Raw genomic sequence first — 25,089 nt, forward strand, 5'->3', positions numbered from 1 at the left:
GGAGCGCGTGCAGTGCTCCGTCGCACCCGGTTGTCAGGCCTCGGCGGCCCTGGCCGTACCCGGCCGCTGTTGGCGCGCCAGGTAGGTGTGCAGCTCGCTGCGCCACTCCTCGGTCGTCAGCGTGAGCCATGAGCCGTCCTGGAACCGCAGGAGCAGCCTGTCGTTCTCGAACTCGGGGAGTGGGTCAGCGAGGACGGCGTCCCCGGCCGGAATCTCGGCGACGACCTGCATGAGGGCGTCCCGTCGGACGGAGACGCGCTTGGGCGGAGCGGCCAGCAGAACACGGTTCCCGGCAAGCGCGACCAGGCGTTGGTGGTGGGAGGAATGGCTGTACCACTGCAGGAGGAGGCGGCCCGCCGCTCCGTTCCAGTCGCCGTCGAAGGTCTTGTCCAGGCCGAGTTGGATGACGGCCTCGTCCCGCCGCTTCCTGTCGAGCTGCGCAGCGCGGTGACGTTCTTGCTCTCCGGTGGTCGACAGCATGCGTTTGATGGCTTCCTCGGCCGCGCCGAGGAGACTGAGCAACTTCCCGATCCACAGCAGGGGCGTCCCCAGAGCGACACCGAGCATGCCGAGCGGCCTCATCGGGGCGGGGCGCAAAGGCCTCGCCCCGGCTGCCCGTTGAACCTCGGCGGGTGGCTCGGGAATCTTGCCGATCGTGCACCATGCTGCTGCCTCGGGTGTGACGCCGAGTCGGTCCCGTATGGTGCGGTCGGTGCTTGTGGACAAAACCCGTCCCACCTTCCAAGTCGTTTGCCGAAGGAAGTCTCGCGGCAGTGTCTCACGTCCATGATGGGGGATTTTTACAATGGCGGACAGAATCAGATACGACCTCGACATGATCAAAGGGTGCTCACGCAAGCTGGGCAAGCTCCACAATGAGTTTGATCAGCACGGGAACCCTGCGGACGGCTATGAGGACGAACTGGGGCACGGTGGCCTGAAGGATGCGTTCGACGAGTTCAGTACCACTTGGAAGAAGACGCGCAAGACCCTGTCGAAGGAACTGAAGAAGCTGGCCGACTACACCGGAGCGGCGGCCCAGAAGTACGAAGAGATCGACCACGAGTTGGCCAAGGCAATTGCCGAGAACACGGGGAGAGGCAAGAAGTGAGCAGGCGCTCCAGTGATTGGCCGCCGCTGTGGGACGGGGATCCCACTCCGGGCGATCCTGACGATGTCGCCGCCCTGGGACGGAAGTTGCGGCAGATGGCGGACATGATCGACGAGCAGGCCCGCGTCATCAAGGCGCTGTCCTCGGTCGAGGGCTGGGACAGCGAGGCCGGCCGCGCTTTCAACGAGATCGCCGACGGTGCGGGAGACCGGCTCAAAAAGGCGTTCGAGCGGTACGACGAGGCCTCCAAGGCTGTGGGCACCAAGGTGGCCGAAGGTGAATCGAGAGAATTCGCCGGAGAGTTGCACCGGGCTCAGAAGAAGGCCGACAAGGCCTTGGCGGACTACCGTGAGGCCAAGTCCGACCACGACCTGGCCGACCGGGAGGTGAAGAAGTTCACGGACAAGTACCTCGTCAGCGAGATACCCGAGGCGGACAAGCCCGAGTACGAGCGCTGGGAGAAGAAGCGCGACGAGGCGCTGCACCGAATCGGGCAGGCGCGCAAGGAGGTCAAGGACGCCCGGGACATCTTCGACGAGGCGGGAGACCGCGCCGCCCGCCATATCAAGGACGTGGTCCACCACGACGCGGTGCGCGACCCCGGTGGATTCATGAACTGGCTCGCCGACTGGGCGGACATGTTCTCCAACATATCCGCGATCCTCTCCGTTCTGGCGGTCGTCTGCGCATTCATTCCCCCGTTGCAGTTCTTGGTCCCCATTTTCGCCACCCTCGCGGTGCTGTCCAGCGCGGCGGCCCTGGCCGGACATGCCTACGACATGTCGGTGCGCGGAGCGAAGGTCAACTGGTTGAAGTTGGGGACGGACTTTCTCGGGGTCCTGCCCGGGCTCGGCGCCCTCAAGGGATTCAAGGCCGTGAGCAAGCTCAAGGGACTGGCCAAGCTCAAGGCTTTCGGCAAGGTCGGTACCTGGGGCGAGGCCGGCCTTCGCGGGCTTGACGGAATCGGTCACAACTTCCTCAACGGTATGAGCGTGAGCCTGACGAACAAGGTCCTCTCCCAGGGGCTCAAGATCGGACAGCGCCTCAACATCGCGGGTCTGCCGGAGAGGTTCGCGCCCATCGGGGGAAAGCAGATCACCGGGATCATCAAGGGCAACGGCCTCGCGAGCGCGCTGCACCGGATGTTCAGTGGTGACAACGGCGGGACCACCGGCTACCAGGAGCCGGAGCCCGCCAAGTCCACACCGACCCCCTCACCGTCGCCACAGCCCTCGCCGAAGCCGTTCCACGCGGCTCTGGCCGCCTAGCCGCAGCGCTGTGACAGCGACGGACATGCCGGGAAAGGAGGGCGACACAAGTGGATGACACGACCGACCTCGGCGAATGGGAATTCGTCGGCCGCCGAGGTACAGACCCCGTGCGGCTGGTCCCCGGTGAGGTGATCGCCGGAATTCCCAGGGCCAGGACGGAAGCGGAGCGGCTGGGGGAGCAACTGCGGTTCGACTTTTTGGACGACCGGGCGGTTCTGCGGCTGCTCCGGAGTCGTCATCAGGACGAGGTCGCGATGTTCAACGCGGGGTTCAGATCCGGCGTCCCCCTGGCACTCATCGGCTTCGGCGCGGCGGTGTACTGGGGCGGTGTGGCCCAGTACTGGGATTCGGAAGCGTCCCGTCTCGCTTTCGGGGGCGCTGCGGTCGTCGTCGTACTGGTCCTGCTCGCCGTCTACGTGCGCACCGCCGCGGTGCACTGGGGCGACCCTGTTCGGCAGAACCTACGGGCACGGGCCAGGGGATACCGCGAATTGGCGCATCTCGCACGCGGGGAAGGGGCGGACATCCCCGCTCACTATCCGCACTACGGCCCTTACCCGTTCGCGGCAACCTTCCGCCCCGAGGCGGACCGAGCAGACACCACCGATGGAGAAGGCCTGTCGTGAGCGCCGTAACAGCAGAGGAGAACGTGCAGGGCTCTGTCGGCGGCCCGGGCATCGATGTCCGCTGGATCATGCCGGAGGGGTTCTTCGAGATCCCGATGGATGCGGAGAGCCTGGACGAGACTGCCGAGCAACTCGTCGAACTGGCCCGTGCCGTGATGCCGGAGGCCACCTTCGAGGTGCAACTGCAGTGGGCGGTCATGGTCGCGGCGCATTACGACTCGTTCGCCGAGGCCGGGATCCAGTACTCCGGCTTCGTCATGACCGAGGTGGACGGCGAGCGGTGCACGGCCACGGTCACCGTGAGCATGATCGACCTGGACGAGAGGGCAGGCAGCCGTCCCGTGGGTTTCCTGGGCTCGACGTTGCGTCACCTCGGCCTGGGGCAGGTCAGCGAGATCGAGTTGCCCTGCGGTCCGGCCGTGTCCTGCATCGGGACCCGGAAGGCGAGCCTGCCCGGCAGTCTTACCGCGTCGGGAACGGACGAGCCGGTGGTGACCTCCTTCATCCAGGTCCAGATACCGCTGAGCAATGGAACGGTCCTGGTCCTGGAGATGGGCACACCCACCCCCCAGGCCTGGGATGTCTTCTCGGCCATGTTCGCCGGCGTCGTGAAGAGCGTCCGCCTGTTCAACGAGTCGGGAAAACCGATGGTGATGCCCGGATGACCACGGAGTCCGGCGCCACGGCACCGCCCAAGGACTACCGGCTTCTGGTCCCCCGGGACTGGTTCCGTATCGATCTCACCCAGGAGCGCTGGCGCGCACAGCTGAAGACGTTCGTGGACCACCAGGCCGAGGGCAAGACCGTTCCTGCCGAGACCAAGCAGGAGATCTGGGCGACCCTGCGGAACACCGCTGAGGCCGGGGTCAGGACCGGTGCGCTGGAGTTCTTCCTGAGGCCGGAGCTGGAAGGCGGAGGCATCCTGCCCGCTTCGCTCGTCGTCTCCCTGATCCCCAGGACCGGAGGGCTGGCTCCCCGGCAGCTCCAGGCGTCGCTGGAGACGCAACAACGGCAGAACGCGTCTGCCGGGGAGGTCTCCACCGTCGTCCTGCCCGCTGGGGAGACGGTCCGCGTCCTCGGTCCGACGACTTTGGACCTGTACGTGCAGATGCCCGGCGGCGTCGGCTACCTGGCCCTCGCCTTCGCGGTGCCGCTCAGCGGAGTGACAGGCCCGATGCGCAACCTGTGCGATTCGATCGCCGAGTCGTTGCGATGGATCATGTGAAGGCACCGGGTGGCGCCGAGCCGTGCAGGTCGTCGCGCCGGTGTCTCGTTCGCGTTGCACCGTCGGCGCCTGGACGGCCGGGCGGCCGCGCCGGGAACAGCCGGCCCGGTCGGCACGGTTGCATCGACCGAGGGAGCGGCGCCGCACGGGCCGGGAACACGGAGACCACACAGTTCTCCACCCACCAGGAGCCGGGCCCACGATCGCGGTACGCCCGCCGCGCACTCGGACCAAGACGTGATTTCTGCAGGAGGAACCGTTTCATGACCGACCGGCCGTTGACGCTCATGGCAGTACACGCCCACCCCGACGACGAGGCCACCGGAACCGGAGGGGTCCTCGCGCGGTACGCGGCGGAAGGCATCCGCACGGTTCTCGTGACGTGTACCGACGGCGGTTGCGGTGACGGACCGGGGGGTGTCAAACCAGGCGACCCCGGTCACGATCCGGCGGCGGTCGCCTTGATGCGCCGTCAGGAACTTGAGGCGAGCTGTGACGTCCTGAAGGTCAGCGATCTGGAGATGCTGGACTATGCCGACTCCGGAATGATGGGCTGGCCGAGCAACAACGCCCCCGGATCCTTCTGGCAGACCCCCGTGCAGCAGGGCGCGGCCCGACTCGCGGAACTCATGCGGCACTACCGGCCTGATGTGGTCGTCACCTATGACGAGAACGGCTTCTACGGGCACCCCGACCACATCCAGGCCCATCGCATCACGATGGCGGCGCTGGAAATGACCGCGCTGTCTCCGAAGGTGTACTGGACCACGATGCCCCGCTCGGGGATGCAGCGCTTCGGCGAGATCATGCGCGAGTTTCATCCGGACATGCCGGAGCCGGATCCTGCCGAGGCCGCCGCGATGGCCGAGATCGGCCTCCCCGACGATGAGATCACCACGTGGGTCGACACCACCGCGTTCAGCGGTCAGAAGTTCGACGCGTTGGCCGCGCACGCCAGTCAGGGCGAGAACATCTTCTTCCTCAAGATGGGCAAGGAGAGGTTCGGCGAGTTGATGGGCATGGAGACCTTCGTGCGTGTCCAGGACGCCACCGGCGCGGCCATACCCGAGAACGACCTCTTCGCCGGACTGCGCTGATCCACCCGCCCGACCGGCGGGGAAAGCGCATCGACCGCACGCCGTGACCGGGCGGGTCACACACCCGGAAGCTTGTCCACGCGAGATCCGCTCCGGCAGCCCGCGGCCCGGGTCTCGCTGTGGACGAACTTCGCGCGGCTTCGACGTCCCGCCGCTCCTGCCCGGTCGGCGCGTCGACTCCCGAGAACTGTTCCTCTACGGCCCCGGTCTCCGCCATCTGCCGCGTAGCGGCTCGCACCAGGCAGGCCGAGAGGTCCATCCCGGGTGAAACCACAGGATGGCGCTGAAGATCAGGAAGGCGGAGATAGCCTTCGCCCGACTGGTCAAGGTGTGGCGCTGAAGCCTCGCTTCCGCTGGTGGCTGTGCCGGATGGTGTCTCATCGGGACGAGGGTCTGCTTCGGAGGGCTTTCCACAGCAGGTAGAGCTGCTTGCGCCGTTGTTCCTCCAGTGACGGTGGAGCGGTGATGCCCGCTTCCTGTGCACGTCGCCAGGCTGTCTCACTCACTGTGCGCGGCCTGGCGCCGTCCCTTCCGAGATGCAGATGCTGGGGGCGCACAGCCAGGAGTCTCCGAAGGCCAGGCAATGCGACCACGCAGGCGTACCTCGGATCACCCGCGAACGTGAAGCCCTCCGACCTGGCCTCCTCCACGGCTCGCTGCCAAGACCTGCCCGTGCCGTATCGCCGGAAGGCCACTTGGATGTTCTTGCGTGGTTCATCCGGATCAGGGAGGCGGAAGTATTCGATGTCGGCCAGGGAATTGACTCCCAGCGGAGGGCAGTGCTGCCAGGGATATGCCTTCAGTACGGCTCTCATCTTGCCGAGGTGTTCCCAGCGCACGGACACGAAACCGATCCCCACCGCGATCACGAGGACGATCGGGACGGAGAAGATGAACGCGAGGGGTTTCCCCACCCGGTCCTCCACCGTCGACAAGACTGCTGCGTAGCCCAGAAGGCAGAACATCCAGAGGATCAGCTTCACGAACGAACGGCGGCGCTCCTTCCGCCAAGCACGGACGGTCGCCGGATCGGCGAACGCCGTCTCGGGCACATGGTCAGTCATCGGATCGTCCTTCCCGGTGTCGCGGTGCTTGTGTTCCTTCGGGGACTCCGTCCGAGGCACGACAATGCCATCACGGGTCGACGGCTTGGATTTCCTGAACGGTGATGCCCTGCGCGGTTCCGAAGGTCCCATCGGGCAGGTCTCCTCCCGCGCCGTCAGCACCCGCCCGGATGATCGGCACACGGAGCTTGAAGACGCCGTCACCGGAGGAGTACAGGTAACTGGTTCCGCAGAGCGATTGACGCGCCCTCGCCGACGTCGAGATGAGTCACGAGGGCCAGGAAATTGCGGCGGGGATCGGGGACGTGTACCCAGGCCGGAAGGGGTCAGGGAAGTGACTCTGCCAGTGCTTCCGACCCGAGGCCGCACGGAGACGTTCGACGCTCTCCGGTCAGACAGATATATCGCTGATTTGCCTGTCGGCGGCCGGTTCGTCGGCTGAAACGGAGAACGAGACGGTCTGCAGGATGGCCGTCATCATGTTGCAGAACTCGTCCCAGTGGTCGATGGAAGCGGTGTCCAGGGTGAAGACTGCCGTGTGAAGCCCTTCTGGAAACGGGATATGGACCTGGATTTGACCTGTATGCAGTGTGGTTTGCTTGCCGTTCGTGGTGACTTCGGGGCTGAGGGTGAGTTCCCTTACCGTGATGGAGGCGACGGACGGACCGCACGGCAGGTCGAGCCAGCGGGCGTCGTTCGTCGCGTCTGAGGCGAGGACCGCCAGAATGCCCTGTGCGGCGGTGTCCGGGTCGTTGTGGTCGGAGGTGTAAGCGGCGACGCTCAAGGAGCAGTGCGCCACTCCGTCGGTGCCTAGGGCGAAGATCCCGAAAGCCGAGTAGGCGAGCCCTGCGGATGCCATCGCCTCTGTTACCAGTTCGTAGAACGGAGCGGTCGACTGCCACAGGACGTCGTCGCCACCGGGGTAGACGCCGCGTACGAACTCCGCCATGGCCGCGGCGCGCTCTGTGCCGGAACTGTCCACCGGCAGGGCATGGAAACCGGCCGGGACCACGAACGTCATCGGCGGGATGGGCTGTGTGGCTGCGGTGGCGGTCAACTGGATCGGTTCCGTCACGAGAGGCGGTCCTTCGAAGTGTCGTCCGTACCGGTCGGGGACAGATAGCGAGTGACGGTCTGGATGGTGCCGTTGGAGATGGGGACACGCAACTCGACCATCACGGTGCCGTCCGAAAAGCGTTCCAAAGACGGTGCTTCCGTGATCGGAAGCACTTTGCCGACCGCCCGTGAGACCTGCAGGGGAGGGGATTCGACGAGCCCTGTGAGGCGCTCACGCTGTTGCGACGTGAGGTCGTCCTCCGCCACCGGCTGCCGGTCACGGTGGAAGCGCCCCACGAGCTTGGGTGCCTCCTGGACCTTCCAACGCGTCCACGATCCGTCCGTGAAGCGGACCCTGACGTCCGCTCCTCCTTCCGAGTACCGCATTCGCTCGATGTCGGCGATCGAATCGTGGGGCGTCGCCCACAATTCCCCGGTGGAGACTGGCCCGGCGGACGCGTCTACTCCCAAGATGAGAAGGCGCTGATCGGTGAGTACCAGTTCGGTTCGGTATTTCTTGGGCCGCCGGGCAGGGTCGAGTTGCCAAGGGAGCGTACGCGCTGTGCTTCCAGGGGCCGCCCACAGGACCGGGAAGTCGTCCACTTCGTTCTCCGGCTCCTGCGGCTGGCCGGCACCGGCAGGTTCGTTGAACAGGGTGCCACTGGCCGCGCCGGCGTTTGCGACCATGTTGAGCAGTCGCGGGATACCGAGCAACGCGATGTCCAGGGCCCGTACGCCGCCTCGTTCAGTCTTGCCTCGGAGGGTGAAACCGGGACCGGGCGGCCAGCCGAGCTCAGCTTCGATGTCGCGCCGATCGGTGTCGCGGAAGGAGCGCAGTCCGGCGACGGCGGGCGCAATGCCAGTTGCGAAGTCGGCCTCGGCCCGCATGCGTGCAGATTCCCCGGGAGCCGGATACCAGTCCACAGCCTTGTGTCCCCTCAGTGTGCCTTGGCGGATTCGTGGAAACGGTCCCCCAGATCACCGATGTGCGAGGGCATCGTGAATGCCTTCGGTGCGATCTTGATAGCTGAGTCGATGCCTCGGCCCAGTACGCTCATGGAGTCGATCTTCTTCAGGCCCGGGATACCACGTGTTCCGAGCCACTGTCCGTTACGGATGTTGTTCTCGGCAACAAGACTCATCCGGTTCATGATGCCCTCGGCCTTGATGACCCCTCCGGTCTTGGTGCCCCACAGACCGACCGTCTTGCCGAATACCTTGAAGCTCTTGGCGCCGGTGACCTTGTCGCCCACACCGATGATGTTCCGGCCGGTGGTCCCCAGCCCGTCGAAGCCCCGGCCGAGTTTGCCCGCGCGGGCCACAGCCGTGGCCTCGTCGGCGACCTTGACACCCTTACTGAAGGCGCCGATACCTGGGATTGCCCCCAGCGCGTCAAGTCCGATGCTCATCCAGCCGACGTCCGCGCCTGCTGCCTTCGCCACAAGGTGAGTGGCAAGTGCCAGTCCGCTGCTGACCACGGCTGCGACCGCGAAGATGGCACCGAGCGGCTCGAACGGCGCGGTGATGATCGCCAGCACGGTCAGGATGCCGCTCAGGTCACCCAGCAGGTCGCCGACCAGTTTGATCAGGTCGGCGTGACCCTTGATCCAGTCGCCGGTGGCGTCCCAGGTGTTCTCGATTCCCTTGCCGAGCTTGTCCCAGAAGCCGGGCTCGTCGGGAGCGATGTCACCGGCCTTGTCCAGTTCCTTGCTGACCTGACGGGCAGCCGCCCGGTAGTCCGCCTCCAGTTCGTGGACCTTCTGGATGACGCCGTCAACGGCGCTGGAGGCCCTGGCGAGTTCGTCGCTGCCTTTGCCGTCCGTCTTTCCCTCGGCTTTGGCTTTCGCGTCGAGCTTGTCCCCGGCGCTCTTCTCCAGCCGGTCGGCACGGTCCTGGAAGTCCTGGAGGTCGTCGGCCCAGCGGTGGAGGGCGCGCGACGCCTTGTCGAAGGAGTCGTGACTCTTGCGGATGAGTGGCGTGACGTCCTTGTCGATGTAGTCGGTGAACGCGATCGCGGTCTTGCCCTTCCAGGCCCCGCACTCGATACGCTCCAGCTCTCCGAGCGCCGTGCCCAGCTCGCCGGCGAGCTGGCCGAGCTGCTTGGCGAGGTCCCGGGTGTCCTCCACGCTGCCCGGAGTCGGATCCCAGCCTATGTGGGGGAAGGCAGGCCGCTGCCCAGCCACGTCACTTGCCTTTCTGCTTCGGAGCCTTGAGCGACTCGGCCAGGTCCAGGTCGAGCTTGCCGAAGCTCTCCCCGATCTTGTTGATCATCTTCACGGCACCCTGGGTGTGCTTGCCGAGCTGCTTGATGCCGTAGCCCCAGTCGTCGGCGAAGTCCTGCACGTCTTCAATGAGTTGCTTCTCGCCCACGGCAGAGGCGTCCGCGCTGCGGAGCGTGCGGCGGGTGGTCTCCATGCGGTCGCTGATGGACGAGAAGGTCTTCTTCAGGTCCTGGAAGATCGTGTCTTCGAGGCGTAGGTCACTCATGTCGGATTCCGGTCTCCTGGAGCGGCCCGGAGCCCTGACTCCGCCGGCCGCTCGCGTCTCGTCAGCGGTTGACCGCCTGGATTTCCTTCACGGTCACGTCCTGCTCGTACGTCGACAGGCCGTCGGGGAGGCCGGGCTGTTGGACGGGTCCGTCCGGATTGGCCGAGTCCGTCCACGTGATCTTCCAGGTGATCGATGCCTTGAAGGCGTAGGTACCGGTGCCGGAGGAGCGGCGGTAGGTGATGTTGCAGGCCGCGTCCTTGCTGTCGACCGTGTAGCCGTTGTCGCCCTTCACCAGGTCATACGTGCAGGTCTGCGGATCGGCGTCCGCCGTGCCCGCGTCGACCCTGAGGGCCAGGGGAGTCGCGACGGTCGTCGCGGCCATCTCGACGCCCTTGTAGTTGATGCCGGCCGTTGTCCAGACCCGGTCGAAGTCGCCCTCGAACTTCACCCGGGTAGCCAGGTTCACCTTCAGCTGGTCCGGGCTCGGGCTGAGTACCACCGGAGGCTTCGGCAACTTCGTCGAGTTGTAGGCGAGTTTCGAGAGGATCTCCGGGGTCAGTTGGTTGGGATCCGCCTTCGGCTGGGCGGGCGGGACCCAGATCTCCCAGTTGTCCGGGGTCACGGGGCAAGCGTCGGTGTAGTTGTCGTTACGGAACTGCACCTGCCACCAGAGACCTTTGTCGCCCTTGTGGTAGTCCTCGTCGTCGCGCTTCTTCGCGTAGCTCGCGGCCGGTTTCTGGGCGCCCTTGTACGAGGACTTTATGAAGTCCTCGTACTCGTCCGGCGTGTACATGGGCTCGTACCAGCAGACGGGGGGCTTCCAGTTGGCGTTTGAAGAGGTGGCCTTCGAGGTGGAGCTGTTTGAGCTGCCAGATCTGCTTTGACTGATCTGGATATGGGCGCCGATGGTTCCGGTTCCGGAGCTGCCGCCTGAGCTGGGTTTAGGTGGGGTCGGTTGGACGTCGCCCTCATCACCCCCGTAGGAGGGGTCTCCCGCATACGCCGGAGCGCCCGCTCCCAGCGCGATGACCAGGCTCACGGCCGCCGCCGTCCGAAAAACGGGACGTGCGGCTCGGACACCTACCCCCGCACGCACGAGGCATCGCCCTTCTTCCAGCTCTGCCGCGTGATCTGCCAGTCACCTGCGGAGTCCTTCGCGACCTGGAGCGTATTGAGGATGAAATCCTTGTCACTCGGTTTGGTGACCTGCACCTTTTGGGTCTTGATGACCTTGCCGTATCCCTTGCTCTGGTCCTCGCAGTAACGGACTGCCGCTGTCGGACCGTTGGCCATGTCGGTGACCACGAAGTTGAAGTACCGATAGTGTCCCGTGACGGTCAGCCCTTGCTTCTTGAGCTCCGCAACCCTGCCGATCCAGTAGGTTCGGGCGTATCCCGCGAAGTAGCGATTCAGGTTGGCGGTCTGTCCGTTCCCCTTGGCGAAAGCCTCTAGCCGGGCTTCGGCGGCGTACGCCAGGTCGCGCAGCACCGCGTCCTTGGCGGCATCTCCCGTCGACTCCCGGTCGACGGCCACCGTGATGTCCGACGGGAAGTCGAAACTCGGCGCGTTCTTCTCAGCCGAAGTGGAGGCCGAGCCGGACGGAGATGGAGAGGTGGAGCCTCCCGTCCCGTCGGCCCCCGTGATCTTGTCGTTGTCCTTGGAGCTGTCGTCCCCGCCTCCGCATGCCGTCAGCAGCAGAACTGCTGTCGCGGTGAGCGCGGCGGCAACGGGCAAGGTGCGGCGCTTCACTGTGGGCTCCCCCGTGAGAATGGAGTTCGTCAAGAGTGCAAACGGTATCCGTGGGATCCGGGGTTTCGCCACCGCGAACTTCGCTGTGGAGGTGCCGAATGACGTTATGCGGGACCTTCCTTGGGAAGGTGGCCCACTGGTGGCGGTGAGGCGTCTCCGTACCAGGGTCGGCCGCACGGGCATTGTGAAGATTGTGCGGGCATGGCGTGGATGCCGGTGTAACCTGCTGGGCGCCGCCTCTCCTTTGGCCTCCCTTTGCGGTTCGTTGGTTGTGGCCCCCAAAACCCTCGACACACAGTGACCCTGGCCTCCTGCGTCGCGTGGGGCGGCTGGGTAGGCAGGTGTTCACGGGGGTAGTGATGGCGGATCACGTCAGGGTGTCCACGAGCGAGTTGCGGGAGATCAGTCGGTCTGTCGCGAAGTTGAAGTCCAACTTTGAACATGCGAAGGATCTCGTTGACTCCTACGGTTCCGAGATCGGTTCCGGTGATGTGGCCGACGCCCTTGGTGACTTCGCGGACGACTGGAAGAAGAAGCGCAAGCAGCTCTGTGACGGGCTGGAGTTTCTCGGGAAGACCGCGGGTGAGGCGGCCAAGGCGTACGACGGGGTCGATCAGCATCTCGCGGACGCGCTGCTCAAGGCGCAGCCGGGGGACAAGTGAGCGATCACGATTTCTCCGGCGTCGACTGGCAGACGGCCCGGTACGACGACAAGGAGTTCACGCCGGGGGACCCGTATGAGGTGGCCCGGCTCGGGAAGCGGATCTCCGACACGGCCAAGCTGATCGAGGAGCAGGCCGGGAAGCTGCGCAATCTCGTCGACGGGAACGGGTGGGACTCGGACACGGGGAAGGCGTTCGCCGCGAAGACCGGGGACACCGTCAAGCTGCTCGGCCAGTCGCATCAGCGGTACGCGGCGGCGGGCGCGGCGCTCGGATCGTCCGTGCCGTACGAGCCCATCGCCGACCAGGTGCGGGAGAACTGGGCGACCGCTCTCAACCACGCCCAGAACCGGGTGCGGGCGGCGCTGAAGAAGGCCGCCGCCGCCGATGCCGACAGCGGCAACTGCCAGAAGCAGATCGATCAGCATCCGTCCGGTGACGACAACCACCCGGACAAGCAGAAGCTCAAGCGGCAGAAAGAGGCCTCCGACGGGGAACTCGACGCCGCGAAGCGGGAGCTGCGGGCCGCGCTCGACTACCGGGACACGCAGGCCGGTTACGCCGCCAAGGCGATACGGGACGCCATCGACCACGACGGGCTGAAGGATCCCAAGCACCACTGGTGGGACGACTGGCAGGACTGGGTCGCCGACATCGGGCACTGGGCAGGGGTGGCCGCGGCTGTTCTGGGCGTGCTGGCACTCGCCCTCAGCTGGGTACCGGTCCTCGGCGAGGTCCTCGGCGCGCTGGCGCTCATCGCCTCGGTGGTCGCTCTGGTCTGCGACACCGTCTCGGCCCTGGACGGCAAGGGCACCTGGCTGGACGTCGCCATCGATGCCATCGGCGTGCTGTCCTTCGGCGCCGGGCGGGTCCTGGGGACGACCGCCAAAGAGGCGGCCATGGCCGCCCGCGGCGCCTCCGCGGTCAAGGACCTTCAGCTGGCGCGGGAGATCGGGCTGAATCCGACGACGGCCCGCGAACTCGCCGAGACGCTCAACGGGGTCAAGCCCGGCGAGATCGGCAAGGCGCTGTCCGAGGGGCCCACGAAACTCCTGCCGCGGATGCGCTCGGTGGTCAAGGAGTCACTGAACCTGAAGGCGTACGCGACCGACATCCGCGAGGCCCCCGCAGTGCACCGGGCGGCCGCGGCCTTCGCGGAAACGGCGCCCAATCTATCGGAGGTCGCGGACTCCTCGTTCAAGACCATGGCGGGTCAGGCCAAGGCCCTCTACTACGGCAGCCAGGTGCTGCCGCTCCTCGCCGGCTGGTCGAACCTGGCGCACACGAACCCCGGCGAGCCGTGGATCACCGGGCCGAACGTCCTCCAGGGCGCGAAGGAGATTCCGGGCATCGGGGCCGGTGGGACACCGTTCTACAACTGGCACTGGAGCACCGGCGGCTGACCCGGGTCGGCTGTCAGGTGTCCCAGGGCGGAGAGAGCAAGGATCACGTGGCGAGTGAAGACGAGCGGTCCGTCGACGAGTTGTTCGCGGAGCTGCCGGAGAAATGGCAACGGTCGCTGGAAGAAGTCGGCCTGGGGCTGCCGGAGTTGCGCCGTATCGCGGCCGGCCCGGACGGCATGCGGCGGGTACGCACCATCCTCGCCGAGTTCTCCGAGGCGACGAGCAACCCCCGCCCGGCGCGGGCCGGGTACGGCGGCGGAGCGCCGGTGTGGCCGTGGGCCCGGCTGTTCCTGGTGGCCGTCGTGTCGGCCGTCGTCTGTCTGGTCTGCAGCCTGTTCATCGGGAAGGCGGCGGCGTTCGTCGGCCTGCTGCTCGGGCTGCCGGTGTTCTGGGTGGCCTTCAAGACCCGTGACTCCCGAGGGGCCCCTGTGGCCCGGTATGCCACCGCGGCCGCCTATCTCGTACTGGTACTGGTCGGCTCGTACTTCGCCAATGCCTGGTATCTGCAGCTGCGCGGGGTGGAACAGACGGTGACCATCGCCGCGCCGACCCGTCAGTGGACGCACGGGACCCGTGAGACCTACTGCAGGGTCCGGCTGCGGGACGGCTCCGTCCACGAGGTGATCGACAACAAGGAGAACTGTGCCGGCCGGGTCGGGCAGACGACCACGGCCGTCGTCGACCCTGCCGGTCACTACAAGCCCTCCCTCGGCGGCAAGTCCGAGATCGGCGGCGTTCTCGAGGGCTACCTCTGCCTGGGCGCCGCCGCGGTGCTCCTGCTGGCCCCCGTGACGGTCGTGGTTACAGGGCGGCGCAAGCGGTATGACCGGGCGATCGGGACGGCGGTATGAACGGCGAGAGGGCCGGTGCGGCCAACGCGGTCAGTGCGGCTGACGCGGCCGGTACAGCCGGCGCGGTCGGTGCGGGCGGGAGGAGCACGGGCGTGTCCGGGGCGGCCGGCGCCTCCGATCCGCACCCCGCACCCCCCTCCGACTACCGCCTCGCCGTTCCCGAGGGCTGGGAGCGGATCGTGCTCGATCCCGAGCGGTGGGCGCACCGTATCGACAAGGTCGTCAAGCGCGGTCTGCGGCGGACGAAGGCCGGTCCGCGGCTTGAGGCCGCGCTCGCGGAGCGGATGCGGGAGCAGGCCGAGGCGGCGCACGCCAACGGCGGCGTCGAGATGTATGTCATGAACCAGGTCCTCGGCCAGGTCCCGGTATCCGCCGGCCTGGTCGTCACCGTGCTTCGGCCGCCCCCCGGAACCGAGGCCGGCGACCTCGGGGACATCACCCGCTCTCTCGCGCTGCGCGCGACCGCCGAGGACGTCACCCTCGTCGACCTCCCCGCCGGTCCCGCCGTACGCCACCGCTATGTGCGCCGCCCTTCCCCCGACGACCCCGACGGCAACAAGCTCCCTGTCACCCACCTGGACGTCTGCCTCGCCGTCCCGCACAGCGACCAGCGACTGCTGCTCTCCTTCTCCACGCCGATGGAGCCGCTGGCGGACGCCCTGGTCGGTCTCTTCGACTCCGTCGCCCGCACTCTGCAATGGATGGCCTGATGCCCGAGTTCGCCACGTCCACGGTGCGTGTGAGGGTGCCCGAGGACGCCGTGTCCCTGCCGGTGCGGGTGACGGGGGTCGACCTGAACGCATGGGCTGCGGAGGCGGCCGTGGGCCGCGTCGGTGCGGACGGCGAACCCCGGCTCCGCCAGGCCCTCGCCACCGAACTCCGGGAGGCCGCCGCCGACTCCCGCGAGCGTGGCCCGATCACCGCGCTGTCGTACGTCCCCGAGCCGCGCCTCGGGGAGCTCGCCCGGATCGAGTTGAGCGCGCTGGTCGCGGACGACACGCATCCGGTCCTGACCGTCGAACTCCTGCAGCGCTACCTCGCCGCTCCCACTCCGGTCTCCTACCGGCCGCCCGAGGCCGAGCTCCGTACTCTTCCCGTGGGTCCGGCGGTGCGTGTGCGGCACGCGTACGTCCAGGACGTCGGCCGGGACGGGCTGGGGACGGTGATGGAGACGTGCGCGTACGGCATCCGGGCCGACGAGACATGGGGGCTCGTCCTGCTCACGTCCTGGAAGGCACTGGCCCGCACGGATGAACTGTGTGAGCTGACCGACGAGCTGGCGGCGACCGTCCGCGTCACGGGCTAGCCGTAAGGCCGTGGAGTCATGGCTCGGGCGGGGTTGTCCAGGGGGGCCTTGAGGTGCGGTCTCGTCGGACATGAGGAGCGGAGCCCCGGGTAGAACTGGCAGTTGACCAAGACAAGCCGTTCATAAGACCGGTCGATGCGGCGCTGAGCGCGACCAGGGCTGCGCAGTCGCGGCCACGGGATCTGCCCTCGCGGGTCGTGGTGTACCCGGTCCCGGCCGCGTGCCTGTTCCCGGAGGCGGGATACCCCGGCGTATGGCGCAAGCTCGCCGCCTCTCTGCCCGGCGGCAAGAACTGTGGACCGAGGTCACGAGTGCCGGGCGGCGCAGCCGGTCCCCATGGCACCGACGTGCGACGGGACCACGTGACTTCGTCGTATACCGCATGGGCAGGAGAAGCTGATGAAGCATCATGTAAAGCCAACCGCGAGTTGTAACCTGTCGTCACAGCAGGCGCCAACCATCAGTGGACGTTACTCGGGGGACAGAGGATGGCCTTGCAGGTGCGGTCCACCAGCGGCCAGTCGAAGGAGTACTTGTCATCCGACGAACGGCGTCGGCTCTCGCTGTTCCAGCTCTTCGGACTCGCCGCCGGGGGGACGATCGGCTCCGGTTGGCTGCTGGGCGCGGACGACGCCTACCGGAAGGCCGGAAGCTACGCTCCGTGGGCCTGGCTGATAGGCGGGCTGGTCATGCTGGTCGTGGCCGGCGTGATGGTGGAGTTGGGTACGGCCGCACCGAAAACCGGCGGGCTCATCTTCCTTCCGCTGCAGAGCAGCGGGCCGCTGGTGGCGATCGTGGCCGCGGCGGGACTGTGGATCTTCTACGCGATCAACGCGGCCAGTGAGTCCGTGGCGATGACCAAGGGGCTCGCGTCCATACATCTCACGTTCCTGATGGGGGCCGGGACCGCGCTGACCGCCTGGGGCTGGGTCTGCTCGCTGGCGTTGATGGCGGTGATCTCGGCCACCAACCTGCTCGTCCCGCGGCTGGTGCGGATCGGCAACTCCTGGTTGACCGTGGTGAAGGTCGTAGTCCCGCTGCTCACCATAGCTCTGTTCGTCGCGTCCGGATTCGATCACCCCCAAGGGGGCGGGGCCGTGGGCGGGACCGGCGGCGCCGGAGGGTACGGCGCGGTCCTGGCCGCGGTGGTGGACAGCGGGGTGATCTACGCCTATGTGGGATTCCAGGGCCCGTTGGACTTCGCCGGAAACGTCAGGACCGAGGGCCGGCTGACCGAGCATGCCCGGCTGCGCTGGGCCGTCTACGGCACGATCGTCGGCACAACCGTGCTCTACATCCTCCTCCAGGTCGTCTTCAGCTCTCGTCAGGGCCAGGTCCAGGCGCAGTGGTCGCCGGGCGACCCGGACTCCCCCTACACCCAGTTCGCCTTCGTCTCCTCGATGGCCTGGCTGGGGTGGTGTCTGCGGATCAACTCGGTGCTCTCCCCGATGGGCGCCGGGCTGGTCTTCACCCATGCCCTGACCCGCGAGGTCGCCACGCTCAGCCGCGCCCACCTCACCCACCGGGGCCTGCAGACGATGCGCACGACCACTCTGCGCGGCAGGGACGTCTACTGGCTGGTGCTGGCGGTGGACTTCGTCGTCGGGGTGGTCGCGCTGCTCGCGATGGGCGGGCGGTGGCACACCCTCGTCGCGGCGGACGGGGTGCTGACCCTCGTCGTGTACGCCGTTCCCGGCGTTGCCCTGGTCTCCTTGCGCGACAAGCTGCCGCCGGTCTCGCCGAGCCGCAACCGGGCCCGTCGGCACGCGGCCTGGATCAGTTTCGTCCTCATCGCGTTGATCCTGTACGGAGCCGGGTGGACAGACCTGTGGCACGGGATGGCCGTGCTCGCCGTCGGCTGCGTGCTGCTGCTCGGATTCCCGGTACTGGCCCGGCAGTTCCCCACGCTGGGACGGTTCTACGACGCCCGGGAGCATGTGACGCGCTTTCGCCGGCTGGGCTCCGACCCGGCCGCGCAAGCCGCGGCCTGCCTTCTCGGCATGTTGGCGCTGCTGATGGTCTGCACTCTGTTCGGCAACCCCGAGCCCGGTGCCCCGCACCGTCTCGCGTTCTATCTGTGGGGCGGGGCCGTGGGGGCCACGGCACTGGCTGCGTTCTGCGGCATGGTGTGGGCCTCCAAGCGCCATATCGGGCGGGTGGAGCCGCTGTTGCCGCTACCGACCTCCCAGCTCCGCGAACGAGACCGGGGACGGTCCCAGGAACCGCAGCGGTAGCCGCGCCTGGAGGCTAGTGAACCGACTCCACGACCTGCTCGGCCTCCTCTTCGAAGCCCCTGCCCCTCAGCAGGAGGATTGTTTCCTCGCGGCGCGCCGCGTCCGCCCACCGGCCGACCGTTCCCCGGTAGAGCAAGCGCTGGCGCCGCCCGTCCACCCGGCTGGCCCGCAACCGCTCGGTGATCACGACCACGTCTGCGGGGGTGATCCGCTGCTCGTTCTCCAGACAGCGCTCCAGCAGGTCCCAGGCCTTTTCCTGGCCCCAGGCCGGGTCCGTTCCGTTGCTGTAGAGGCGGACGGCCGTCTCGGCGACGACGCCGCCCATCGGCACCCCGGCCAGTTCGGGGTCGGAGGGATCCGACAACTCCTTGCAGGCGTCGTCCGCGGCGATCCTGCCGCGGTTGCCCTGCACCTGCTGCGCCGTGACATAGTCGGCGAACACCGCCGGGTCGACACTCCCGCTGAGCAGTCCTGCGGTGAGCCGGCGGGCGACGGTCCGCGCCACCCGGTACATGTCCCGGGAACGCTCGATCTCCGTCTGCAGTCGCACCAGCTCGCCACCGGCCCGGCCGTCGACGTGTTCTGCCGCGGCTATCCACAGCAGGCGCCAGCACTCCGGGTCGGCGTCGATGTTCTTCAACTCCTTCACGAGAGTCTCGATCTCGACGGGGGAGCGCGGTCCGGCGGCCCATGCCACGCCACGGGCCACGACCTTGGAATACAGATCGACCCTGGTCCTCGCCACGGTCTCGAACTTCTGCCAGCGGCTGATGATCTCGGCGAGTTCATGCAGTTCCTCGCGTGCCGCGGCCTGATTCTGGACGGCCTCGCAACGCTCCGGGGCGCTCTCCGCCAGCTCCCGGCAGACCGCTGCCACGTTGTGGTACTTCAACCGCTTGCCAACATGCTCGATGAGGGCGTCCGGGCTGTGCTCCGAGCCCGCGATCAGCTTGGCGACGGTGTCCCTGGTGGGCCCCACCAGATCCGTGTCGGCCAGCCGCGCGTCGATCCAGTTCTCCAGCACCGGCTCGGCCGGGCTGAGCATGCGCAGGGCCGCGACCAGGTTGTTGAGCCCGGCCGGCGTCGTCGTGTCGGACTGCCGCGCACCGGAGGTGTTGATCCTCTGCACGGCCCGTCCCAGAAGGTCCACCGCCGCCTCTTCGCACCCTTCGTCGCGCAGCCCGAGATACAGCAGCGCCGTGTCGAGCAGGGTCCGCTTCTCGCTGAACGTGGTCAGCGTGGCGTCGACGAGGTCCTGCTTGTCCCGCCCGCGCAACTCCCTTACGAACCGGGCCACATCGAGCGCCGTGCGCTGACGGGCCACATCGTGCACGATGCCCTTGCTCAGCGCGGAGGGCCGGTACTCGGCAATCTCAGGTTCCGGCTGCTGCCGCTCCCCTTGCCCGGCCCCGCCCGGAGCAGCGGCGCCGTCCCTCTCCGACTGGCGGCACACGAGGTCGGCCGCATCGCCGATGCTTCGCCACAGCGCTGCCGTCGCCAGTACGTTCACCGCGTCGTAGAAGTGGAACTTGACCGCCGCCTCGATCAGTTGGTCGGTCGACCGCTGGATCGCGAAGGCGTACAGCACCCGGATCGCGACGGCGGGCCGAGGCGGTTCGCCCATGCTCTCGTTGCCCTCCCGAAGGGCCTGCACGCGCGCCGCGACTTCTTCGGTGCTGCTCCGGGTCACCCAGGAGTACCGGACGCTCCACGTCCGATCGTCGTCCAGCCAGCCCTCGGCTCCGGGGCGAGCCCTACTCATGTGCGACGCTCAAGCTGCCCGACGCTCCATCCGGCTGAAGTATCTGGCGAAGACGTCCGGGGAACGGTAGGCGTCGTTCGCCCGCACATCGATGTGCTCCGCCAGCTTCAGGCTGTCGTCGTCCCCTCTGTCGCACAGGGCGGAGACGATGTCGGCGGTGGTGCACTCGTCCTTCAGCAGGTACGGGATACGCGCGTCCGGGTCGCCCCTCAACCAGTCGATCCAGCCGTGCCGATCGGTGGGCAGCGACGGATCCGCACGCTGGTCGACGGCCATCCGGTTGGTGAAGATCTGGGTTCCGTCGGGAGCGTCCCTGAGTACCATCCGCGGCTGCGGATGACCTGAGGTGCACTTCTCCATCTCGGCCTTGATGGCCTCCCGGAGCAACCCGAAGGTGAGCTGGTCCTTGCGGTCCCGAATGCCTCGCGAAAGGACGTTGAGCAAGTGTCCGCTGAACGGAGTGCACTGGTCGAACGGCGCTGGGAGACCCGGACACCCCTCGGCGGAGGCGAGCGGACCGGCGAGGGCGGCATCCTGGCCGAGAGCGCTGAGGACGCAGGTACCCTCGAACTGGCCGCCCATCACACCCGGCAGCTTCGGCTCCTCCCCGGCCGGCCCCAGGTCGCCCAGTCTGTGTGAGTAGCAGCAGTCGGCGATGAGGACCTTCAGCCCAGCCGCGGCCCTGCGCATGGCGCGGTACACGTACCAGCTGTTCAACCACGTCCACGGAGCCCGGTCCTGGGACGTGCCCACCGAGAAGTGGACCTGGTCCCCGGCGGGGACGTCGCCCCAGCAGGCTCCGTGGCCGACGTAGACGACGAGCAGCGTGTCCGAAGGGCCGGTCTCGGCGGCGGTCTCCTCCAAGGCACGCATCACCCCGTCGATCGTCCCCACCTCGTCCGGGCCGAGCACCCGGCAGCCGTCCGCACCCCAGAGCCTGTCGCCCGCGAGGATCTCTCTGTACATACGTCCGCTCGCGGCGATGGTGGGCCAGCCGGGGACGTTCGATCCCGGCTGGTACTCCCCAGGTGCGATCACCAGTGCACGTGAAGCCATCTCAGCCGTTCACTCCTTCGGATCCCCTGGGCCCGCCCTCGTCCGGGAGGCCTGTCGGAGCGTCCGCGGACGACGGCGGCGCGGACCTCACCTCGACCTCGGCCTGCGGCGGATCCAACCGGCCGGCCCGCCACCGCTCGACGGCCCGCTTCGTGGCGTTCAGGGCCGCGCCGAGGGACTCCTCGGTGAGCTTGGAGACAGCGGCCACCAGCAGGATCTCGACGATGCCGCCGGTCAGCACCCACCCGTGGTCGACCTCCTCGCGGCGCCATTCCAGACCAGTCCCCGCCTCGAGTTCGCTCCGGATCCGCTCCGGATCGTCCAACCCGAGTAACGCGCCTCTCACGGACACCGAGATCACCGCTGCCACTTACCGGCCCCCATGTCGTCGAGATCCGATCCCACCTCGATTCCGTCCAGGGTATCGGGCCTGACGGAGCAGGCACAGACGCCGACGACTCCGTCGGCGACGGCTCGTGTCCACCAGCGCGGTGGTTCTGTCGCCACGGGTCACGGCCGCCCCACGGCGAGATCTTCGGGCACCTGAAGGGAGGCCGGCCGTCGGACACCACGGCAGGACATGGCCGCACCCGCCACCGCACCCCGCGCCCAGGCGACGCAGGGGCACCCTCCACAACAAGCCCCAACGGTCCGGCGGGCAGGCGTCCGGAGGGACACCCGCCCAGCAGTCGCTCCTCAGGGTCCGCTCGGGGTGGCGGACCCCTTCGCCCGGCCGGGTGATCCTTGATCCTGCTCGGGCCGCCGTCCGGGGTCCGCCCTCCGGGACCCGGAGGGCGGAACTCGCCGTCCGGGCCCCGGCGTTCCGGGCTGGCCGGCGTGAGCACCTCGTGCAGACCTCATGGGCGCGCGGTGAGGGCGTCGGGGGTCCACTCGGCCGTGGACGGGGTGTTGGGGATTCGCCTGCGCACAGTTCGGAATGCCTGTCCGTCTCCCACATCCCAACCGCCGCACAGGCCAACGTAGTTGCAGATCGCAACGACGATTTCGGTGCGGTCAAGGAGTTCCGGCGTGCCTTGAGGGGCTTATGTACGGCTGATACGGTGCGATCGCTTGACACTCACCCCGCGGCCGAGTATTTGGCCGGGTCGGGGTGATTCGTGTGGAGTGTCCGCTTTCGCTGTACCGGCAGGCACGGCGACAGGCGTTGACAGGTTTTCAGAGTTCTTGACAGAGACTGTCTTGGCTGTAACGGGGAGCGGTTGCGTGAAGATCCAAGAGCGTACGGGGGCGGGCGCCGGTCGTTCCGCGGGTCCGGCTCAGCCCTCGGCCGGTGACCGGCTTCCCACCGCCCCACGGGAGCGCAAGCCCGCGCTGGCCGCGCTCGCGGTGCTGCTGATTCTGCTGGGTGCGCTGGGGGCGACGACGCTCGTGCTGCAGGCCGGCAAGCGGATCGAGGTCATAAAGGTCACGCAGGAGATCCCGGCCGGCTCGTCCGTGACCGGGAGCAACGTGACCTCCGTCATGGTCGCCGACGACTCCAGCATCCACTACGTCAGGTGGTCCCAGCTGGAGAGCCTGAAGAAGCTGAAGGCCATCAGCGCCATCCCGGCCGGTGCCGTCGCCGTCGGCGAGATGTTCGGCAGTGGCAGCAAGCTTCCCGCCGGCAAGTCCACCGTCGGCCTCGCCCTCAAGGAGGGCCAGTACCCGAGCGGTCTCGAGGTGGGCGACACCGTGGCCGCCTACCGCGTGAGCACCTCCTCGTCCTCCAACGGCTCGTCCTCAGGCGGTTCGTCCTCCTCCGCCGGCACCGACTCGCCGATCACGAGCGACGCCAAGGTCAGCGCCGTACCGGAGGACAGGAGCAGCTCCGACTTGGTCAGCAGCACCAACTACGCCATCACGCTCACCGTCGACAGCGACAAGGCCGCGGAGCTGGCCCAGGCCGCCGCCACCGGTTCGGTCGCCCTCGTCCTTGTGCCCGGCGTATCCGGCAACGGCAACTAGAAGGCGGCCCCCACCCATGGCGCTCATCGCAATCGCCGCCGACAAGGGTTCCCCCGGCGTCACCACCGCGGCCGTCGCGCTGGCCGCGGTCTGGCCGCGCCGGGTCCTGCTCGCCGAGGCCGACCCGGCCGGCGGCGACCTCGTCTACCGCAGTGCCGCCGCGCACGGCGGACCGCTCAACCCCAACACCGGCATGCTGTCCATCGCCGCCACCGCGCGACGCGGCCTCGTACCCGACCAACTCTGGGACCACGTGCAGCCGTTGAGCGGCGGCCTCGAGGTGCTCGTCGGGCTCGGGATAGCCGAGCACGCTGCCGGGCTCGCCGGGCTGTGGCCCACCCTCGGGCACGCCTTCGCCGCCCTCGCCGACTCCCCGAACGCCCCGGCGGACGTCATCGCCGACTGCGGGCGGATCAGCGGCGACACCCCGGCCGTGGAGATGTTCCCGCACGCGGCGCTCGTCCTGCTCGTGTCGCGGACCGAGCCCGAGGCGCTGGCCCGGGTCCGGGACCGGGCCGCGGCCCTCGCGCACAAGCTGCACGGCGGTCCGCGCGGCGCCGCCGCCCTCGCCACCCCGCTGATCGGTGTCGTCCTGGTCGCCGACCCGGCCGGCGCCGGCAAGCTGGTGGGCCAGGTCAACGACATGCTCGTGCACGCCCAGACCGGCGCCCGCGTGGTCGGCACCATCGCCGACGACCCGGCCGGCGCCGACCAGTTGGCCGGCCGCAAGCGCGGGCGCCTCGACAAGTCCCTGCTCATCCGCTCGGCCCGCAAGGTCACCGCCGACCTCCACCAGCAGTACGGCGCCGCCTGGTCCGTACCGACGCAGGCACCACACGCGGGGGCCGGCCGATGACCGCTGTCGACCACCAGCTGGTCAAGCGGTTCCGGCAGGACGCCGGCGACCGGATCGCCGAGCAGCGCCGCCAGGACCAGGCGTCCGGCGTGACGCCGATGTCCACCGAGGACGAACGGCAGTACGCCCGCGCGGTCATAGCCCAGATCCTGGAGGAGTACGCCCGCGCGGAGATCAACGCCGGACGCACCCCGCTGGACGCGGAGACCGAGGAGCAGTACGCGGCCGCCGTGCACGCGGCGCTGTTCGGGGTGGGGCGGCTGCAGCCGCTGCTCGACGACCCCGAGGTCGAGAACATCGACATCAACGGGTGCGACCAGGTCTTCGTGGGGTACAGCGACGGCCGGGAAGTCACCGGGGATCCCGTCGCCGAGACCGATGAGGAGCTCATCGAGCTCATCCAGGTGCTCGGTGCCTACTCCGGTCTGTCGTCCCGGCCCTTCGACTCGGCCAACCCGCAGCTCGACCTGCGGCTTCCCGACGGCTCCCGGCTCTCCGCCGTCATGGACGTCACCCGGCGGCCCGCGCTGTCCATCCGTCGTGCCCGCATGGGCAAGGTGTTCATCTCCGACCTCGTCGGCAACGGCACGCTGACACCCGAGGTCGCGCACTTCATGGCCTGCGCCGTCCGGGCCCGCAAGAACATCATGATCGCGGGCGCGACGAACGCGGGCAAGACGACCCTGCTGCGTGCCCTCGCCAATGAGATCCCCCCGCACGAGCGGCTCATCACCGTCGAACGCGCCCTGGAACTGGGGCTCGACACCTTCCACGACCTGCATCCGAACGTCGTGGCGTTCGAGGAGCGGCTGCCCAACTCCGAGGGCCAGGGCGCCATCACCATGGCGGAGCTGGTCCGCCGCTCGCTCCGTATGAACCCGTCCCGGGTCATCGTCGGTGAGGTCCTCGGCGACGAGATCGTCACCATGCTCAACGCGATGTCGCAGGGCAACGACGGGTCGCTCTCCACGATTCACGCCAACAGCTCCAGCGAAGTCTTCAACCGTATCTCGACGTACGCGCTCCAGGCCTCCGAGCGGCTGCCCATCGAGGCCAGCCAGATGCTGATCGCGGGCGCGGTGAACTTCGTCGTCTTCATCCAGCGGCGCAACGACTACCAGGCCGGCGGCCGTCTCCAGCGCATGGTCACCTCGGTGCGCGAGGTCAACGGCGTCGACGGCCGGGTGCTGTCCAGCGAGGTCTTCGCGGAGGCACCCGACGGCCGGGTCGTACCGCACGCGCCCATAGCCTGCCTGGAGGACCTGATGGCCTACGGCTACCAGCCGCACGGGGCCTGGGGGTGAC

Annotated in this window: 27 protein-coding genes; 16 read left to right on the plus strand and 11 right to left on the minus strand. The window is 68.0% G+C overall.

From position 1 onward, the window contains the following. Nucleotides 1-33: 33 nt before the first annotated feature. Nucleotides 34-567, minus strand: coding sequence for a hypothetical protein (locus LQ326_RS07075; protein WP_234533837.1), 534 nt, complete (start codon nt 565-567; stop codon nt 34-36). Nucleotides 568-805: 238 nt separating this feature from the next. On the opposite strand from LQ326_RS07075, the gene LQ326_RS07080 reads away from it, so the two are divergent. From LQ326_RS07080 to LQ326_RS07105, 6 genes are all read left to right on the plus strand, one after another. Continuing rightward, the gene (locus tag LQ326_RS07080) at nt 806-1,111 is read left to right on the plus strand and encodes a WXG100 family type VII secretion target (protein WP_234533839.1); all 306 of its coding nucleotides are present in this window, start codon (nt 806-808) and stop codon (nt 1,109-1,111) included. Further along, nucleotides 1,108-2,379, plus strand: coding sequence for a putative T7SS-secreted protein (locus LQ326_RS07085; protein ID WP_372496768.1), 1,272 nt, complete (start codon nt 1,108-1,110; stop codon nt 2,377-2,379). Before LQ326_RS07080 ends, LQ326_RS07085 begins: the two co-directional genes overlap by 4 nt. Before the next feature lie 50 nt (nt 2,380-2,429). Beyond that, complete coding sequence (locus LQ326_RS07090; RefSeq protein ID WP_234533842.1) at nt 2,430-3,008, plus strand: hypothetical protein; 579 nt, start codon at nt 2,430-2,432, stop codon at nt 3,006-3,008. Continuing rightward, nucleotides 3,005-3,673 (plus strand): hypothetical protein, encoded by a 669-nt coding sequence (locus LQ326_RS07095; protein ID WP_234533844.1) that lies wholly within the window; start codon nt 3,005-3,007, stop codon nt 3,671-3,673. The genes LQ326_RS07090 and LQ326_RS07095 overlap by 4 nt, the downstream gene beginning before the upstream one ends. After that, nucleotides 3,670-4,233, plus strand: coding sequence for a hypothetical protein (locus LQ326_RS07100; RefSeq protein WP_234533845.1), 564 nt, complete (start codon nt 3,670-3,672; stop codon nt 4,231-4,233). The genes LQ326_RS07095 and LQ326_RS07100 overlap by 4 nt, the downstream gene beginning before the upstream one ends. Nucleotides 4,234-4,496: 263 nt before the next feature. Continuing rightward, on the plus strand, nt 4,497-5,330 hold the full coding sequence (locus LQ326_RS07105) for a PIG-L family deacetylase (RefSeq protein ID WP_234533847.1): 834 nt from the start codon (nt 4,497-4,499) through the stop codon (nt 5,328-5,330). A gap of 377 nt (nt 5,331-5,707) precedes the next feature. Here the strand turns inward: LQ326_RS07105 and LQ326_RS07110 are convergent, their stop codons facing one another. From LQ326_RS07110 to LQ326_RS07140, 7 genes are all read right to left on the minus strand, one after another. Beyond that, nucleotides 5,708-6,394 carry a hypothetical protein gene (locus LQ326_RS07110; protein ID WP_234533849.1) on the minus strand — a complete coding sequence of 229 codons (687 nt, stop codon included), beginning with the start codon at nt 6,392-6,394 and terminating at the stop codon, nt 5,708-5,710. A gap of 391 nt (nt 6,395-6,785) precedes the next feature. Continuing rightward, nucleotides 6,786-7,469 carry a hypothetical protein gene (locus LQ326_RS07115; protein WP_234533851.1) on the minus strand — a complete coding sequence of 228 codons (684 nt, stop codon included), beginning with the start codon at nt 7,467-7,469 and terminating at the stop codon, nt 6,786-6,788. Then, on the minus strand, nt 7,466-8,338 hold the full coding sequence (locus LQ326_RS07120) for a hypothetical protein (RefSeq protein ID WP_234533852.1): 873 nt from the start codon (nt 8,336-8,338) through the stop codon (nt 7,466-7,468). The genes LQ326_RS07115 and LQ326_RS07120 overlap by 4 nt, the downstream gene beginning before the upstream one ends. 50 nt (nt 8,339-8,388) lie before the next feature. Further along, nucleotides 8,389-9,576 (minus strand): enoyl-CoA hydratase/isomerase family protein, encoded by a 1,188-nt coding sequence (locus LQ326_RS07125; protein ID WP_234533854.1) that lies wholly within the window; start codon nt 9,574-9,576, stop codon nt 8,389-8,391. 58 nt (nt 9,577-9,634) lie between these two features. Continuing rightward, nucleotides 9,635-9,937: a hypothetical protein gene (locus LQ326_RS07130; RefSeq protein ID WP_234533856.1), complete on the minus strand. Its 303-nt coding sequence runs from the start codon at nt 9,935-9,937 to the stop codon at nt 9,635-9,637. Between the two features lie 61 nt (nt 9,938-9,998). After that, complete coding sequence (locus tag LQ326_RS07135) at nt 9,999-10,733, minus strand: hypothetical protein (RefSeq protein WP_234533858.1); 735 nt, start codon at nt 10,731-10,733, stop codon at nt 9,999-10,001. 287 nt (nt 10,734-11,020) lie between these two features. After that, nucleotides 11,021-11,689, minus strand: coding sequence for a hypothetical protein (locus tag LQ326_RS07140; protein WP_234533860.1), 669 nt, complete (start codon nt 11,687-11,689; stop codon nt 11,021-11,023). A gap of 377 nt (nt 11,690-12,066) precedes the next feature. Between LQ326_RS07140 and LQ326_RS07145 the strand changes: the two genes are divergently transcribed. The 7 genes from LQ326_RS07145 (at nt 12,067) to LQ326_RS07175 (ending at nt 18,145) form a co-directional block, all read left to right on the plus strand. Continuing rightward, the gene (locus LQ326_RS07145) at nt 12,067-12,351 is read left to right on the plus strand and encodes a hypothetical protein (RefSeq protein WP_234533862.1); all 285 of its coding nucleotides are present in this window, start codon (nt 12,067-12,069) and stop codon (nt 12,349-12,351) included. Further along, complete coding sequence (locus tag LQ326_RS07150; RefSeq protein WP_234533864.1) at nt 12,348-13,754, plus strand: hypothetical protein; 1,407 nt, start codon at nt 12,348-12,350, stop codon at nt 13,752-13,754. The genes LQ326_RS07145 and LQ326_RS07150 overlap by 4 nt, the downstream gene beginning before the upstream one ends. A gap of 47 nt (nt 13,755-13,801) precedes the next feature. Next, nucleotides 13,802-14,605: a hypothetical protein gene (locus tag LQ326_RS07155; RefSeq protein ID WP_234533865.1), complete on the plus strand. Its 804-nt coding sequence runs from the start codon at nt 13,802-13,804 to the stop codon at nt 14,603-14,605. A 92-nt stretch (nt 14,606-14,697) separates the two neighbouring features. Then, complete coding sequence (locus LQ326_RS07160) at nt 14,698-15,315, plus strand: hypothetical protein (protein ID WP_234533866.1); 618 nt, start codon at nt 14,698-14,700, stop codon at nt 15,313-15,315. Beyond that, nucleotides 15,315-15,911, plus strand: a complete 597-nt coding sequence (locus LQ326_RS07165; protein ID WP_234533867.1) for a hypothetical protein — start codon at nt 15,315-15,317, stop codon at nt 15,909-15,911. The genes LQ326_RS07160 and LQ326_RS07165 overlap by 1 nt, the downstream gene beginning before the upstream one ends. Nucleotides 15,912-16,054: 143 nt before the next feature. Then, nucleotides 16,055-16,345 carry a transposase domain-containing protein gene (locus LQ326_RS48610; RefSeq protein ID WP_372496776.1) on the plus strand — a complete coding sequence of 97 codons (291 nt, stop codon included), beginning with the start codon at nt 16,055-16,057 and terminating at the stop codon, nt 16,343-16,345. 54 nt (nt 16,346-16,399) lie between these two features. After that, nucleotides 16,400-18,145: an APC family permease gene (locus tag LQ326_RS07175; protein WP_234533868.1), complete on the plus strand. Its 1,746-nt coding sequence runs from the start codon at nt 16,400-16,402 to the stop codon at nt 18,143-18,145. A 13-nt stretch (nt 18,146-18,158) separates the two neighbouring features. Here the strand turns inward: LQ326_RS07175 and LQ326_RS07180 are convergent, their stop codons facing one another. Genes LQ326_RS07180 through LQ326_RS07190 form a run of 3 tightly spaced genes read right to left on the minus strand, consistent with a single transcriptional unit; the run spans nt 18,159 to nt 21,333 of the window. Beyond that, a complete protein-coding gene (locus LQ326_RS07180; protein WP_234533870.1) occupies nt 18,159-19,907 on the minus strand; it encodes a hypothetical protein in 1,749 nt (582 codons plus the stop codon). A gap of 9 nt (nt 19,908-19,916) precedes the next feature. Then, complete coding sequence (locus LQ326_RS07185; RefSeq protein ID WP_234533872.1) at nt 19,917-20,963, minus strand: hypothetical protein; 1,047 nt, start codon at nt 20,961-20,963, stop codon at nt 19,917-19,919. 1 nt (nt 20,964) lies between these two features. Then, complete coding sequence (locus LQ326_RS07190) at nt 20,965-21,333, minus strand: hypothetical protein (protein ID WP_234533873.1); 369 nt, start codon at nt 21,331-21,333, stop codon at nt 20,965-20,967. A gap of 854 nt (nt 21,334-22,187) precedes the next feature. On the opposite strand from LQ326_RS07190, the gene LQ326_RS07195 reads away from it, so the two are divergent. The 3 genes from LQ326_RS07195 to LQ326_RS07205 are packed head-to-tail and all read left to right on the plus strand — an operon-like array spanning nt 22,188 to nt 25,088. After that, nucleotides 22,188-22,928, plus strand: a complete 741-nt coding sequence (locus tag LQ326_RS07195; RefSeq protein ID WP_234533875.1) for a hypothetical protein — start codon at nt 22,188-22,190, stop codon at nt 22,926-22,928. Between the two features lie 16 nt (nt 22,929-22,944). Further along, on the plus strand, nt 22,945-23,784 hold the full coding sequence (locus tag LQ326_RS07200) for a hypothetical protein (RefSeq protein WP_234533877.1): 840 nt from the start codon (nt 22,945-22,947) through the stop codon (nt 23,782-23,784). Continuing rightward, nucleotides 23,781-25,088 (plus strand): TadA family conjugal transfer-associated ATPase, encoded by a 1,308-nt coding sequence (locus tag LQ326_RS07205; RefSeq protein ID WP_234533879.1) that lies wholly within the window; start codon nt 23,781-23,783, stop codon nt 25,086-25,088. The genes LQ326_RS07200 and LQ326_RS07205 overlap by 4 nt, the downstream gene beginning before the upstream one ends. Nucleotide 25,089 lies beyond the last annotated feature (1 nt).

Source organism: Streptomyces shenzhenensis (assembly GCF_021462265.1).
GTDB classification, from domain to species: domain Bacteria; phylum Actinomycetota; class Actinomycetes; order Streptomycetales; family Streptomycetaceae; genus Streptomyces; species Streptomyces shenzhenensis.